Source organism: Trinickia sp. HAY1-2D (genome assembly GCF_056754935.1).
Genome location: NZ_JBPGWX010000002.1, coordinates 534,463 through 548,261 on the forward strand (window position 1 = coordinate 534,463; position 13,799 = coordinate 548,261).

Below are 13,799 nucleotides of genomic sequence, written 5' to 3' on the forward strand. Positions count from 1 at the left end.
CGAAAGCGATGAAGTCATCATCGCGTGAACGGCTGGCCGCCGACATTCGGCCGATCGGTCAGGGGCTGTCCGTCATCGGAGGGCAGTGCGTCAATCGCGTGCCGGTTTCGCCGCCGGCTGTGCTCTCGGTTTGAAGACCTTCACGGTGCGGATGGCCTGATCGTCGCTTTGCATCACTTCCAGCGGGATATCGCCGATGCGCACGCAGACGTCGCCTTCGGGAATTTCCTCGAGCGTTTCCAGAATGAGACCGTTGAGCGTCTTCGGGCCGTCTGTCGGCAGGTTCAGCTGCAGCCAGCGGTTGAGTTCGCGCAGCGGCATGCTGCCCGCGACGATGCATTCGCCTTGCTCGTTCCAGCCTCGCCGGGAGCCGGCGCTGCGTGGAATGGATGTCGTGAATTCGCCGATGAGCTCTTCCAGGATGTCCTCCGGCGTGACCATCCCTTGCAACTCGCCGTACTCGTCGACGACGAGCGCCGTACGCTGCCGCGTTTCCTGAAAGTACTGGAGTTGCTGGAATACGGGGGTGCCCGATGGAACGAAGTACGGCTCGGTGAGCAGCTCGCGCAGCGTTTCGCGTTCGAGTTCCTGCTTATGCAGCGCGGCAAGCGTCTTGCGCACATGCAATACGCCGAGTACGCGGTCGATATCGCCCTGATAGACGATCAGCTTGTTGTGATAGCAGGTTTCGAGTTGCCGCATGATGTCTTCGAACGGTGCGTCGAAATCGAGCGATTCGATGCGACGGCGCGGAATCATCACGTCGTCGACGGAGATGTTTTCGAGGTCGAACAGGTTGAGCAGAATGCTGCGGTGCTTGGTCGGCATGAAGCTGCCGGACTCCAGTACGATCGTGCGCAGCTCTTCGGTCGAGAGACGCTGATCGCGCCCGCCCTTGGTATTGATGTGCAAGAGCGCCAGAATCGCGTTCGAAAAAAGATTGACGAACCAGATGACCGGTTTCAGCGCACGCATGAGCGGTGCGATGATGAAGCCGGCAGGCAGCGCGATTTTCTCGGGGTAGGTCGCGCCGACGATCTTCGGCGTGATTTCGGCGAATACGATGATGAGAAACGCGACGATGCCGGTCGCGACGGACAACACGAGGTTGTTGCTGCCGAACGTGCGCAGCGCGATCGAGGTGGTCAGCACCGGGATGATCGTGTTGAGCAGATTGTTGCCGATGAGGATGACGCCGAGCAGTTCATCGGTGCGCGCGAGCAGGCCCTGCGTTGTCTTGGCGCCGAACGCGCCTTTGGTGACCAGATGTTTGAGGCGATGGCGATTGAGCGCCATCATCGCGGTTTCCGAGATCGAGAAGAAGCCGGAAACGAAAAGGAGTACGAAGACGGCGCCGACTTGCGCCCATAAGGGGAGGTGTTCCACGCGTAGCGAACAGGCCGAAAAGGGGATGGCGACAATATAGCAGAGCGCTGCGCGTGCCTAGGCGGGCTGCAGGCCACTGCCTCGAACGACGCCAGGTCGCAAGACGATTTGCCGCGAGAATGCCGAAGTGGCGTGTACAGGGGTACAAAATAAAACAGCGGGATGCACCCGCTGTTTTATAGAAACCTGGTCGGGGTGAGAGGATTCGAACCTCCGGCCTCTACGTCCCGAACGTAGCGCTCTACCAGGCTAAGCTACACCCCGAATTGGACTACTCAAGCAGATCAGTCGCTTTCAGGACTGCCTCGCCGTCGAGTAAGAGCATAATTCTAGCAGGCTTTCCTTGTAATGGGAATCCGGGAACGATGAAATTGCCGCGGCCGCTGCCTGTGCCTCGCGCTTCGCACATTCGAGCGTATGGTCGAGCGCACCCGAGCGGGTAATGGCATCGAAGATCGTTTCGAACCGGTCGGTGCCGCCGTGCTCGATCGCTTGACGGGCAAGCGCCGATTGCTCCGGCGTGCCGCGCTCGATCAGATAGATGAGCGGCAGCGTCGGTTTCCCCTCGCGCAAATCGTCGCCGGCGTTCTTGCCCATCGATTCGGCCGTACCGGTGTAATCGAGCCAGTCGTCCATGATCTGGAAGGACGTGCCGATGCGGCGCCCAAACTCCGCGGCGGCCGCTTCCGTGGTGGCGTCCGCTCCCGCGAGTACCGCGCCGAGCTGGGCAGCGGCCTCGAATAGCTTGGCCGTCTTGTAACGAATGACCTGCATATAGCGGGTCTCGTCGACATCGGCGTCATGCATATTGAGCAGCTGCAGGACTTCGCCCTCGGAAATGATGTTCGTCGCTTCAGAGAGGATCTCCATGACGCGCATCTTGCCGACGCCGACCATCATCTGGAACGATCGCGAGTAGAGGAAGTCGCCGACGAGCACACTGGCCGCGTTGCCGAACAGCGCATTGGCCGTCTTGCGGCCGCGGCGCAGGTCCGATTCGTCGACGACATCGTCGTGCAGCAGGGTGGCCGTATGAATGAATTCGACGACGGCCGCGAGCTCGTGCCGGTGACCCGTGGTGTCGCCGAGCGCGCGCGCGACGAGCAACAGCAGCGCCGGACGCAGTCTTTTGCCGCCCGCGCCGATGATGTATTCCGAGATCTGGTTGATCAGGAACACCTCGGAGGCCAAACGTTGCCGGATGACGCGATTGACCTGCTCCATATCTTCGGTGATAGGGGCAAGCAGGTTGGCTGCGCTGGGAGGGGAGGTGGCGGTCGACGACATGATGAGAAAAATGGGTAGTGCCGCGGATTATAAAGGGTTATCAACGGTTCCGAGGCGCATGCGACGTACTCGCCCCGGCGAATCGAGCCGCCGCGCCGGCATGATTGGGGTCGCATCGGAAGCGCCGCGGGACGGAAAGAGGATCGGACCGCTGAAAGGCGGGTTACGCCGGAAGTTTTGACCTTGCAGCTAACCCCATGTATAATCACGCGTTTTCACGCGCGGTGCGTGAAAGAGGAATGCTGTTGTGCGGGCGACGTCCCCGGCACGCGTCCTGGATGTTCAGGCGGCGGAACGATGGGCGGAATCGGTGCAACGGCGGAATACAGAGTGAGGTTATCAATGTACGCGGTCATAAAAACCGGTGGCAAGCAGTACAAAGTTGCCGTCGGCGAAAAATTGAAAGTAGAACAGATACCGGCAGACATTGACGCTGAAATCACGCTGGACCAGGTGCTCGCAGTGGGCGAAGGTGAATCGATCAAATTCGGTTCTCCGCTGGTCAGTGGGGCTTCCGTCAAGGCTACCGTCGTATCACACGGTCGGCATCCGAAATTGACCATCTTCAAGATGCGTCGCCGGAAGCACTACCAGAAGCACGCTGGTCACCGCCAGAATTACACCGAACTGCGCATTGACGCGATCAACGCGTAAGCGCACCGGTCAAGGAGCAATCAGATGGCACACAAGAAAGCAGGCGGGTCTTCCCGCAACGGCCGCGACTCCGAGTCGAAACGCCTCGGTGTGAAGGTGTACGGCGGCCAGGCGATCAACGCAGGCGGCATCATCGTTCGCCAACGCGGCACGCGTATGCACCCGGGCGACAACGTCGGTCTCGGCAAGGACCATACGCTGTTCGCGCTGGTCGACGGCCACGTCAAGTTCACGACGAAAGGCGCAGCCAAGAAGCACATGGTCAACGTCATCCCGGCTGCGGTCTGAGTTCGACCGGACACGGGTGCGATAAACCGAGAAGGCCCCGCGAAATGGCGGGGCTTTTTTGTTGCAAGCGCAGTTTGCGCTTTGGCTCAGGCAGGGCTGCAAGCCCACGCGAAGTGGCGTCCCTGTCCCGCTGGCATGGCGTTGGCCGGCTTGGTCATCGTCGGCCGGCGCGGCACAATATCGAAAACACGGGACGGAGCAATAGATGAAGTTCATTGACGAAGCGCGGATCGAGGTGATCGCCGGCGACGGCGGCGACGGCAGCGCGTCGATGCGCCGCGAGAAATTCGTTCCATTCGGCGGGCCCGACGGCGGCGACGGTGGCCGTGGCGGCAGTGTCTATGCCATCGCGGATCGCAACATCAATACGCTGATCGACTACCGCTACGCGAAGAAGCATCAGGCGCGCAACGGCGAGAACGGGCGCGGCTCGGATTGCTACGGCAAGGGCGGCGACGATATCGTCCTGCGTATGCCGGTGGGCACGGTCATCACCGATCAGGACACCGGCGAGCTCATCGCGGATCTCACCGAACACGAGCAGACGGTCCTCGTCGCCCAGGGCGGCGCCGGCGGCCTCGGCAATCTCCACTTCAAGTCGAGTACCAATCGCGCGCCGCGGCAAAAGACCGAGGGCAAGCCCGGCGAGCGGCGTATGTTGCGGCTCGAACTCAAAGTGCTGGCCGACGTGGGCCTGCTCGGCATGCCGAACGCCGGCAAGTCGACGTTCATTTCTTCGGTGTCGAACGCCAGGCCGAAGATTGCGGACTATCCGTTCACGACGCTCGCGCCGAATCTCGGCGTGGTGCGGGTGGGCCCCAGCAAGAGCTTCGTGATTGCCGACATTCCCGGCTTGATCGAGGGCGCGGCCGAAGGTGCGGGCCTCGGTCACCAGTTTTTGCGTCACCTGCAGCGCACCGGCTTGCTGCTGCATCTCGTCGATCTCGCGCCATTCGATGAAAGCGTCGATCCCGTCGCGGAAGCTCGCGCGATCGTGGGCGAGCTGCGCAAGTACGACGAAGCGCTCTTTCAAAAACCGCGCTGGCTCGTGCTCAACAAGCTCGATATGGTGCCGGAGGACGAGCGGCAGGCGCGGGTTGCGGATTTTCTCGCGCGCTTCGAATGGACCGGCCCCGTTTTCGAGATTTCGGCGCTCACCGGTTTCGGTTGCGAAAACCTTTGCTACGCCATCTACGATTACCTTGCCGCCCACTCTGACGCCCATCGCGCGGAGCAAGCCGAGGATCTCGCTGCCGACGTACGATTTCGCGATGGACCTTCGTCGACTGAACCGGAGGGCGGCGCGCCGAGCGCATAGCGGTCGCTTCACGATCGCGGCCGGCGGCGCGGCGGACACGCGCGCCGCAGCGTTGCGCAGGCCGCTTTACCCCGCGCTATTCAATTGGAGACTTTCGCACGATGCGCTCTGTCATTGCCGATTCGAAACGCCTGGTAGTCAAAGTGGGTTCGAGCCTCGTCACGAATGACGGGCGGGGACTCGACCAAGCCGCCATCGGGCGCTGGGCTGCGCAGATCGCGCAGTTGCGTGGGCTTGGCAAAGAGGTGGTCCTCGTGAGCTCGGGTGCCATTGCCGAGGGAATGCAGCGCCTCGGCTGGGTGAAACGTCCGAGGGAAATCGACGAGCTCCAGGCCGCTGCCGCGGTGGGCCAGATGGGCCTCGCTCAGGTCTACGAAAGCCGGTTTGCCGAACACGGCATCCGGACCGCGCAGATCCTGCTCACGCACGCCGACCTCGCCGACCGCGAGCGATATCTGAATGCGCGCTCGACGCTGCTGACGCTCCTTGCACTCGGGGTCGTGCCGATCATCAACGAGAACGACACCGTAGTCACCGACGAGATCAAGTTTGGTGACAACGACACGCTCGGCGCGCTCGTCGCCAACCTGATCGAGGGCGATGCGCTAATCATTCTCACCGATCAGCTCGGGCTTTTCACAGCGGACCCGCGCAAGGACGCCGCCGCCGAGCTGGTGCGCGAGGCCGATGCCGGAGCGCCGGAGTTGGAGGCAATGGCGGGCGGCGCCGGCTCCAGTATCGGCCGAGGCGGCATGCTCACCAAGATTCTCGCGGCCAAGCGGGCGGCAGGCAGCGGCGCCAATACCGTGATTGCAAGCGGGCGGGAGGCCGATGTTCTCGTGCGGCTGGCAGCCGGCGAGGCCATCGGCACGCAACTCGTCGCGCGCACGGCCCGGCTCGCCGCACGCAAGCAGTGGATGGCCGATCATCTGCAAGTGCGTGGACATGTCGTCATCGACGATGGCGCGGTCGAAAAACTGACCGCCGGCGGCAAGAGTCTTTTGCCGATTGGTATCGTCGATGTGCATGGCGCGTTTGCGCGGGGCGAAGTCATCGCGTGTCTCAACGCGGCTGGACGCGAAATCGCGCGCGGTATCACCAACTACAGCAGCGCGGAAGCGAAGCTCATCCATCGCAAGCCCAGTGCCGAGATCGAGTCGATCCTCGGCTACATGCTCGAGCCCGAGCTGATTCACCGCGACAATTTGGTGCTGGTCTAGAGAGACTGATGGCGGCGCAATCGTGGTTTGCATGCGCCGCAGGTGTCCCGTCAATGAATCAATGACGCTGCCGTACGCCCGTAGCGGATATTGTTGACGATGGTTTTCGCCGAGGCCGCCGGCAACTTGTTCGCGCAGAAGTAATCTTTGTAGAGCGTGGCCTGATAGGCGTTGAGATCGCCGTTTTCGATGCGGCGCCAGCGCGTGGCAACGCTGCTGTCCCAACCGTTGTGATCCGCGTTCAACCCCGCGTATTGCCGCCACTCGTAGTTGTCGCAGCGAATGCCCTCGTAATTGATGTTCTGCGCGCCCGAGGGGCTCGTGACCACGATGGTGTAGCGCACGACGCCGTCCGAGCCGACATCGATCGATTTAGCGTCGACCGCGAAGCGCAGCGGCGTATTTTGCGAAACCTCGAAAGGCAACAAATTGGCCGATTGCGGCAATGGCGGCAGCGCATCCAGCTTGTTTTCGGTCCACTTCGACTGGCGTTCGAGCAGGTAAGTGAAGGTGCTCTCGTCCTTGTCCGAGGCTTCGGTTTGGGACTTGGGCGTGTGCGAGCAGCCGGCCAGCACGGCGCAGGCCGCCAGCGCGGCCATGGCGAGAGTCGTCGCTTTCAATATGGGTTCCTCGAAAAACGGGCACGATGATTCGGAGAACCGAATGATAGCGCCCGTTCGCGACTTTCCGGCTATTCCATTACCGCCGCGCGCTACTCGGGGGCAGTGACGGCGGACGGGCTCGATGGGCAGGGCATGTCGGCCGACGCATCGACTGTCGCTTCGATCATGACGACGCCCGCGCCCGCCGAGAGCACCGCGGCGAGGGCCGGCTCGGATTCGGAGCAGGCCGGCGGCTGCTTCGATTGTCCGTTCTTGCCGCGCGGCTTGTCATGCCTTGGCGCCGGGCGACGCAAAAACCGCGACAGCTCGGTCAACGCCAACTGATAAACATCCCGCTTGAACTCGATGACGGCATCGAGCGGCACCCAGTATTCGTTCCAACGCCAAGCATCGAATTCCGGATGGTCGGTGGCGCGCAGGCAGATGTCGCAATCGCGGCCGACCATGCGGAGCAAGAACCAGATCTGCTTCTGGCCGCGATAGTGCCCGCGTACTTCGCGCTTGATGAACTTGTCCGGCACCTCGTAACGCAGCCAGTCGCGCGTGCGACCGATGATTTTGACGTGTTCCGGACGCAGGCCGGTTTCTTCGTGTAACTCCCGATACATCGCTTGCAAGGGCGTCTCACCATATTTGATGCCGCCTTGCGGAAACTGCCAGGAATGTTCACGCAGCCGCTTGCCCCAAAACACCTCGTTGTGCGCGTTCAAGAGGATGATGCCGACGTTCGGGCGAAAGCCTTCGCGATCCAGCATACAACCACCTTCGAATCCTTTAAAATTGCTTTGATTATAAACAGATAACGAGTGTTCCGCATCGGCAAGTACCAGCACGGCCCGGACGTCTTGCGAGGCTTACCGCCCCGCCTGTTCCGGCCGCATGCCGGACGAATCGTCATCTGGGGTATGGGCAGGCGGCTCGCGTGCGGCGCGACGGGCCTGCCCGGCCCCGAATCCGCTCGTTCCCTTCTTTTGGCGGCCCGCCTTGGGCCGCCGCTTTTGGAAAACTGAATGAAAGCGTCCCGTTTTTTTATCGGCACCCTGAAGGAAGCTCCGGCCGACGCGGAAGTCGTCAGCCATAAATTGATGGTCCGCGCGGGCATGATCCGCCGAGTTGCGGGCGGCATTTACAGCTATCTGCCAGTCGGCCTGCGCTCGATTCGCAAGGTGGAAGCCATCGTGCGCGAGGAGATGAACCGCGCAGGGGCGCTCGAGCTGCTGATGCCCGCTGTGCAGCCCGCCGAGCTCTGGCAGGAGTCGGGGCGATGGAAGCAATACGGACCGGAATTGCTTCGCTTCAAGGACCGCAAGGACGGAGACTTCGTGATGGGGCCGACGCACGAGGAAGTCGTCACCGATATCGCGCGCAATCAGATCAAGAGCTATCGGCAATTGCCGGTGAACTTCTATCAGGTGCAGACGAAGTTTCGGGATGAGATCCGTCCTCGCTTCGGGGTGATGCGCGGGCGCGAATTCACGATGAAGGACGCGTATTCGTTCGATAAGGATCAAGCTGGGCTCGACGAGTCGTATCGCAAGATGTACGAGGCCTACGTGCGCATCTTCACGCGCATCGGCCTCGAGTTTCGCGCGGTTGCGGCCGATAGCGGGGCCATCGGCGGCAACAAGTCGCAGGAGTTCCACGTGATCGCCTCGACAGGCGAGGATGACATCGCCTACTGTCCGACTTCCGATTTCGCGGCGAACGTCGAGGCTGCCGAGGCACTGCCGCTCATCGCCGAGCGCGCCGCGCCGCGCGAGGCGATGACGAAAACCGCTACGCCGGGCAAGGCGAAATGCGAGGCGGTGGCGGAGCTCCTTGGCATTCCGCTCGAGCGGACGATCAAGTCGATCGTGCTTGCGACGGACAATGAGGGCGCCGAACCCACGATCTGGCTGCTGATGTTGCGCGGCGATCATGATCTCAACGAAATCAAGACCGCCAAGCTGCCCGGGCTCAAGGATTTTCGTTTCGCGACCGAAGAGGAGATCGTTCAGTGGTTCGGTACGCCGCCCGGCTATCTCGGCCCGATCGGCACCAAGAAGCCCGTGAAAGTCATTGCGGACCGGACCGTTGCGCGGATGAGCGATTTCGTCGTCGGCTCCAACGAAATCGACTACCACACGACGGGCGTGAACTGGGGCCGCGATCTGCCCGAACCCGAGGTGGCCGATATCCGCAACGTCAAACCGGGCGATCCGTCGCCCGACGGCCGCGGCACGCTCGAGATTTGCCGCGGGATCGAGGTCGGGCATGTCTTCCAGCTTGGCACGAAGTACTCCGACGCGATGGGCGCGAGTTTTCTCGACGAGACCGGCAAGCCGCAATCCATGGTGATGGGTTGCTACGGCATCGGTATCACGCGGATCCTCGGCGCTGCCATCGAGCAGAACAACGACGAGCGCGGCATCATCTGGCCCGAGGCGATCGCGCCGTTCGAACTCGTGTTGTGCCCGATGGGCTATGAGCGCAGCGAGGTCGTGCGCGAGGCGGCGGACAAGCTCTACGCGCAGCTCATCGAAGCCGGTGTCGACGTGATTCTCGACGACCGCGGCGAGCGGCCCGGTGTCATGTTTGCCGATTGGGAATTGATCGGCGTGCCGCATCGGCTCGTCATCGGCGAGCGTGGCTTGAAAGACGGGAAGATCGAATATCAGGGCCGGCGCGAGACCGAGCCGACGCTCGTGCCTGCCGATGAAGCGGCGGCGTTCGCCACCGCGCGGGTGCGCTCGGCAATGGCGGTTCGCTGAAAAAAGCACGGGCCCGCTTGGTTGGGGCCCGTATACGCTGGGGGAGCGCCGAGCGCGTCAGGCGCCTTCCGTCAGCGCCCGAATGGCCGGCAGATTGCGCCAGTAGCCGCGCGCATCCATGCCGCAGCCGAACACATACCGATCGGACACTTTGAATCCACAGAAGTCAGGGTAGAGCGGCTTGCTCTTTTGCAGGGTCTTCTCGCAGAGCACCGCGCTCATGAACCGCTTCGCGCCCATCGCGAGGATGCGGTCGCGGATCGCGGCCATCGTTTCGCCTTCGTCGAGGATGTCGTCGAGCACGAGCACGACGCGGTCTTTGACCGATTCGGCCGGCGCGACGCGCCATTGCATCTCGGCACTGCCCTTCGTGGTGTTGCGGTAGCGCGTGAGATGGATGTAATCGAACTCGAGGGGAAAGTCGAGATGAGGCAGCAGCATGCCGGTAAAGACGGCGGCACCGCCCATCACCGACAGCACGAGCGGGAAATCGTCGCTCATCTGGGCCCGCATCTCCTCGGCCATGCGCGCAATCGAGGCGCTCACTTCGTCGGCCGGGACGATTTCTTCGGAGTGGCTGAAGATATGGAAAGCTTCTTCGCGATTCATGGTGGCGTCGAACGAGCGGTGTCTATCGTCTATATATAGTGCGGCACGGCGGCGTATGCCACCTGTTTGCCCATAGCGCTGGCTTCAGCGCATACCCGGCAGCATACCCTTCATGCCGCGCATCATCTTCTGCAGGTTGCCGCCTTTGAGCTTTTTCATCATCGTGCGCATCTGCTCGTATTGATTCAGCATGCGGTTGACCTCCTGCACCTGGACGCCCGCGCCCGCGGCGATGCGGCGTTTGCGCGTGGCCTTGATGAGCTCGGGCTTGGCGCGCTCGCGCGGGGTCATCGAGTTGATGATGCCTTCCATCCGGCGCATCTGTTTTTCGGCCTGGCTCATGTCGGCGCCGGCAGCCGCCTGCTGGAACTGGGCCGGCAGCTTGTCCATCAGCGTCGAAAGCCCGCCCATGTTCTTCATCTGCGAGAGCTGCGCGCGAAAATCGTTGAGGTCGAAGTCGCCGCCCTTTTTGACCTTGTCCGCCAACTTCTGGGCAGCTTTTACGTCGACGTTGCGCTGCGCCTCTTCCACGAGCGCAAGAATGTCGCCCATGCCGAGGATCCGGTTCGCCATCCGCTCCGGATAGAAAATCTCGAGCCCGTCCAGCTTTTCGGCCACGCCGACGAACTTGATCGGCTTGCCGGTGATGTGGCGCACCGAAAGCGCGGCGCCGCCGCGTGAGTCGCCGTCCAGCTTCGTGAGCACGACGCCGGTCAGCGGCAGGGCGTCGTTGAACGCCTTCGCCGTGTTGACGGCGTCCTGGCCCAGCATCGCATCGACGACGAAAAGGGTTTCCGCCGGCTTCAGCGCGGCGTGCAGCGCGGAGATTTCCTGCATCATCGCTTCGTCGATGCCGAGACGGCCCGCCGTATCGACGATCAGGACGTCGTGATAGTGGCGCTTCGCCCAGTCGACGGCGGCAACAGCGATGTCGACGGGTTTTTGGTCCGGCTGCGAGGGAAAGAATTCGGCGCCGACTTGCTCGGTGACTGTTTTCAACTGCGCGATCGCGGCCGGCCGGTAGACGTCGCACGAGACGGTCAGCACTTTCTTCTTGTACTGCTCGCGCAACAGCTTGGCGAGCTTGCCGACGGTCGTGGTCTTGCCGGCGCCTTGCAGGCCGGCCATGAGAATGACGGCAGGCGGCGTGACGGCGAGATCGAGTTCGGCGGCCTGTCCGGCGTAATCGCCACCGATGACCGCGGTCAGCTCGCGCTGCACGACACCGACGAGCGCCTGGCCCGGCGACAGACTGCCGACGACGTCTTCGCCGAGCGCCTTTTCTTTCACCTTGGCGACGAAATCGCGCACGACAGGCAGTGCGACGTCGGCTTCGAGCAGCGCCAGGCGTACCTCGCGCAGCATGTCCTGCGTATTGGCTTCGGTGAGGCGGGCTTCTCCGCGCAGCGTCTTGACGACGCGCGCCATCCGTTGAGTGAGAGTGTCGAGCATGGGAGGCGGGAAAACAGAACGTGAACGGTGCGGGCCGGTCGAGCCGGTGCGGCCGCTAGTGTAAACTGCGGAACATGGACATTGTACTGTATGCCCTCACCGCACTCTTGTACGGCGGCCTCGCCGTAACGGGTTGGCGCGCTTACCGCACCGTCGCGGCAGGCGGGCGTGGCGGCGCTCCCGCGATGTTCCCGAACGTCGCGCACGTGGGGGCCAGCTCGCTGCGCGCCGCGGCATCAGGCATGACGCCGACGGAACGGGGCCTGCTGTGCGTGGCGCTCGTGGTACATGGGGTGCTGCTGCACACGACCATTTTCCCGCGCGACGCGATGGTGTTCGGCTTCGCCTTCGCGCTGTCGGCGATGTTCTGGCTCGGCGCCGGCATTTACTGGATCGAAAGCTTTTTCTTTCCGCTCGACGGGTTGCGCCTGCTGGTGCTGCCGCTGGCCGCCGCTGCGTCCTTGCTGCCGCTCTTTTTCGGCGGCGTGCGCGTGCTTCCGTACGCCGCCGCGCCGCTATTCAAATTGCATTTCATCATTGCGAACGTGGCCTATGGCCTCTTCGCGATCGCCGCGCTGCATGCGGTACTGATGCTGTTTGCCGAACGGCGGCTGCACGCCATGCGCGGCTCCATCGAACGGCACGCGGCCGGTGGCTGGCTTGCGAGCTGGCTCGATACCTTGCCTGCGCTGCTGACGCTCGAAAAGCTGCTGTTCAGGCTGATCGCAGCGGGTTTCGTGCTGCTCACGCTGACGCTGCTGTCGGGCATTCTCTTTAGCGAGCAACTCGTCGACCGCGCGCTCACGCTCGACCACAAGACCGTCTTCGCGTTGCTCTCGTGGGTGATGTTCGGTGCGCTGTTGACGGCGCGGCGTGTGTCGGGGTGGCGCGGACGTGCTGCGCTGCGGTGGGTGCTGGCGTCATTCGCGGCTTTGCTGCTCGCCTATGTCGGCAGCCGTTTCGTTTTCGAGGTGCTTTTGCATCGCCCGGTGGTGTGACCGATGCGACAACTTCTACTTCTCATTGTCTTCGTGCTGGCGGCTCGCTGGCTCGTCAAACTGCAACGGGCGGGGCAGGCGCGCGGCAATGCGCGCGCCGATGCGGGGCGGGGCGCGTCGTCCTCCGCTCGCAGCGCGCGGCGTCGAAACACGCCGTCCCTCGCGGAGCCCGTGGAACGGTGCGCGGCCTGCGGCGTCCATGCGCCCAGGAGCGAGTCGGTCCTCGTCGGCCAACAGTACTTTTGCTGTGCGGAACATGCGCGTCCCTACACTGCGCGCGCGGCGGGGACACGGTGAACGCGGATGCGCGGTGAGCGTGTCGCCGTCGACACGGACGGTTGGGTCAGCGTGGCGCATATATCGCCGTCGCCTAATTGCGAGGCGCGGCCCGAGGGCGTCGCACCTTCGCTCATCGTCATCCATAACATCAGTCTGCCGCCCGGCGAGTTCGGCGGCAGCGCCATTACCGAACTGTTTCAGAACCGGCTCGACTGCTCGGCCCACCCGTATTTCGACGAACACCTGCGTGGGCTGCGCGTGTCCTCGCATTTCCTGATCGCGCGCAGTGGGGCGCTCGAGCAGTTCGTATCCTGCGAGGCGCGCGCGTGGCATGCGGGGGCGTCGGACTTTTTCGGGCGGCCGCGCTGCAACGATTTTTCCATCGGCATCGAGCTGGAGGGCACGGACGATGTCTGCTTCGAGCCGCCGCAGTACGAGACGCTCGCCGAACTGGTGAGAGCGCTCGCGGCGCGCTATCCCATCGATGCGCTGGCCGGTCACGCCGACATCGCGCCAGGCCGAAAGACGGACCCGGGACCGTCTTTCGATTGGGACCGACTGGCTCGCGAGGCCGGTCTCGCCGATCGGTATTTCCCCTACCGGCATCGCTGAGCGCGTGCGGACAAAGCACCTTCCGATGGTGCCGAAACCCGCGCCCCTCTTGCGTTTTGCCCAAGCCCTTGCCCTGTCTCGAATAATCAAAAGTCAAGTGTCGCGCGCCAAATAAACCTTTTTGAGTTGGCCCATCGGTCTACTATACTTGGTGTGGTCGACGCTGAAATTCACAATATGTTGTGTCGGCGCGCCGGCGGTGCTTTCGATCGGGGTAAAGCGCCGCAGCGCTCGAAGCGTTGCAAAAGACGCGGGCGGTGGGTACCGGACATCGTTTCCGGGCCCGCCACCCTTTCGGGGAAAGAGGCGTTCACATGGCTAGA

Annotated in this window: 14 protein-coding genes and 1 tRNA gene; 8 read left to right on the forward strand and 7 right to left on the reverse strand. The window is 62.9% G+C overall.

Annotation, left to right across the window (positions count from 1 at the left end; genetic code table 11):
* Window positions 1–90: 90 nt before the first annotated feature.
* The 3 genes from ACR9ZC_RS09485 to ACR9ZC_RS09495 all read right to left on the reverse strand — a co-directional run bounded on the left by ACR9ZC_RS09485 (window position 91) and on the right by ACR9ZC_RS09495 (window position 2,673).
* Entirely contained in the window at window positions 91–1,386 is a 1,296-nt protein-coding gene (locus ACR9ZC_RS09485; protein ID WP_481580086.1) for an HlyC/CorC family transporter, read from the reverse strand.
* Between the two features lie 187 nt (window positions 1,387–1,573).
* Window positions 1,574–1,650, reverse strand: a tRNA-Pro gene (locus ACR9ZC_RS09490).
* Window positions 1,651–1,680: 30 nt separating this feature from the next.
* The gene (locus ACR9ZC_RS09495; protein ID WP_481580087.1) at window positions 1,681–2,673 is read right to left on the reverse strand and encodes a polyprenyl synthetase family protein; all 993 of its coding nucleotides are present in this window, start codon (window positions 2,671–2,673) and stop codon (window positions 1,681–1,683) included.
* 342 nt (window positions 2,674–3,015) lie between these two features.
* Between ACR9ZC_RS09495 and rplU the strand changes: the two genes are divergently transcribed.
* The 4 genes from rplU (at window position 3,016) to proB (ending at window position 6,153) form a co-directional block, all read left to right on the forward strand.
* Complete coding sequence (gene rplU / locus ACR9ZC_RS09500; protein WP_331571428.1) at window positions 3,016–3,327, forward strand: 50S ribosomal protein L21; 312 nt, start codon at window positions 3,016–3,018, stop codon at window positions 3,325–3,327.
* 24 nt (window positions 3,328–3,351) lie between these two features.
* Window positions 3,352–3,615, forward strand: coding sequence for a 50S ribosomal protein L27 (gene rpmA / locus ACR9ZC_RS09505; protein ID WP_173257976.1), 264 nt, complete (start codon window positions 3,352–3,354; stop codon window positions 3,613–3,615).
* A 205-nt stretch (window positions 3,616–3,820) separates the two neighbouring features.
* Entirely contained in the window at window positions 3,821–4,933 is a 1,113-nt protein-coding gene (gene cgtA, locus ACR9ZC_RS09510) for an Obg family GTPase CgtA (RefSeq protein WP_481580088.1), read from the forward strand.
* A 101-nt stretch (window positions 4,934–5,034) separates the two neighbouring features.
* A complete protein-coding gene (gene proB, locus ACR9ZC_RS09515; RefSeq protein WP_331571424.1) occupies window positions 5,035–6,153 on the forward strand; it encodes a glutamate 5-kinase in 1,119 nt (372 codons plus the stop codon).
* A 50-nt stretch (window positions 6,154–6,203) separates the two neighbouring features.
* On the opposite strand, the gene ACR9ZC_RS09520 is transcribed toward proB, so the two are convergent.
* The gene (locus ACR9ZC_RS09520; RefSeq protein ID WP_481580089.1) at window positions 6,204–6,773 is read right to left on the reverse strand and encodes a CNP1-like family protein; all 570 of its coding nucleotides are present in this window, start codon (window positions 6,771–6,773) and stop codon (window positions 6,204–6,206) included.
* A 92-nt stretch (window positions 6,774–6,865) separates the two neighbouring features.
* Entirely contained in the window at window positions 6,866–7,531 is a 666-nt protein-coding gene (locus tag ACR9ZC_RS09525; RefSeq protein WP_331571481.1) for an RNA pyrophosphohydrolase, read from the reverse strand.
* Between the two features lie 255 nt (window positions 7,532–7,786).
* On the opposite strand from ACR9ZC_RS09525, the gene ACR9ZC_RS09530 reads away from it, so the two are divergent.
* Complete coding sequence (locus ACR9ZC_RS09530; protein WP_481580090.1) at window positions 7,787–9,526, forward strand: proline--tRNA ligase; 1,740 nt, start codon at window positions 7,787–7,789, stop codon at window positions 9,524–9,526.
* 57 nt (window positions 9,527–9,583) lie between these two features.
* On the opposite strand, the gene ACR9ZC_RS09535 is transcribed toward ACR9ZC_RS09530, so the two are convergent.
* Together ACR9ZC_RS09535 and ffh are read right to left on the reverse strand one after the other, a co-directional pair.
* Window positions 9,584–10,135 (reverse strand): hypoxanthine-guanine phosphoribosyltransferase, encoded by a 552-nt coding sequence (locus ACR9ZC_RS09535; protein ID WP_481580091.1) that lies wholly within the window; start codon window positions 10,133–10,135, stop codon window positions 9,584–9,586.
* Window positions 10,136–10,219: 84 nt separating this feature from the next.
* On the reverse strand, window positions 10,220–11,587 hold the full coding sequence (gene ffh / locus ACR9ZC_RS09540; RefSeq protein ID WP_331571416.1) for a signal recognition particle protein: 1,368 nt from the start codon (window positions 11,585–11,587) through the stop codon (window positions 10,220–10,222).
* Between the two features lie 74 nt (window positions 11,588–11,661).
* On the opposite strand from ffh, the gene ACR9ZC_RS09545 reads away from it, so the two are divergent.
* Genes ACR9ZC_RS09545 through ampD form a run of 3 tightly spaced genes read left to right on the forward strand, consistent with a single transcriptional unit; the run spans window position 11,662 to window position 13,476 of the window.
* Window positions 11,662–12,585 (forward strand): cytochrome C assembly family protein, encoded by a 924-nt coding sequence (locus ACR9ZC_RS09545; RefSeq protein WP_331571414.1) that lies wholly within the window; start codon window positions 11,662–11,664, stop codon window positions 12,583–12,585.
* 3 nt (window positions 12,586–12,588) lie between these two features.
* Entirely contained in the window at window positions 12,589–12,882 is a 294-nt protein-coding gene (locus ACR9ZC_RS09550) for a PP0621 family protein (protein ID WP_331571412.1), read from the forward strand.
* A gap of 6 nt (window positions 12,883–12,888) precedes the next feature.
* Window positions 12,889–13,476 (forward strand): 1,6-anhydro-N-acetylmuramyl-L-alanine amidase AmpD, encoded by a 588-nt coding sequence (ampD, locus tag ACR9ZC_RS09555; RefSeq protein ID WP_481580092.1) that lies wholly within the window; start codon window positions 12,889–12,891, stop codon window positions 13,474–13,476.
* The last annotated feature ends 323 nt before the right edge of the window (window positions 13,477–13,799 follow it).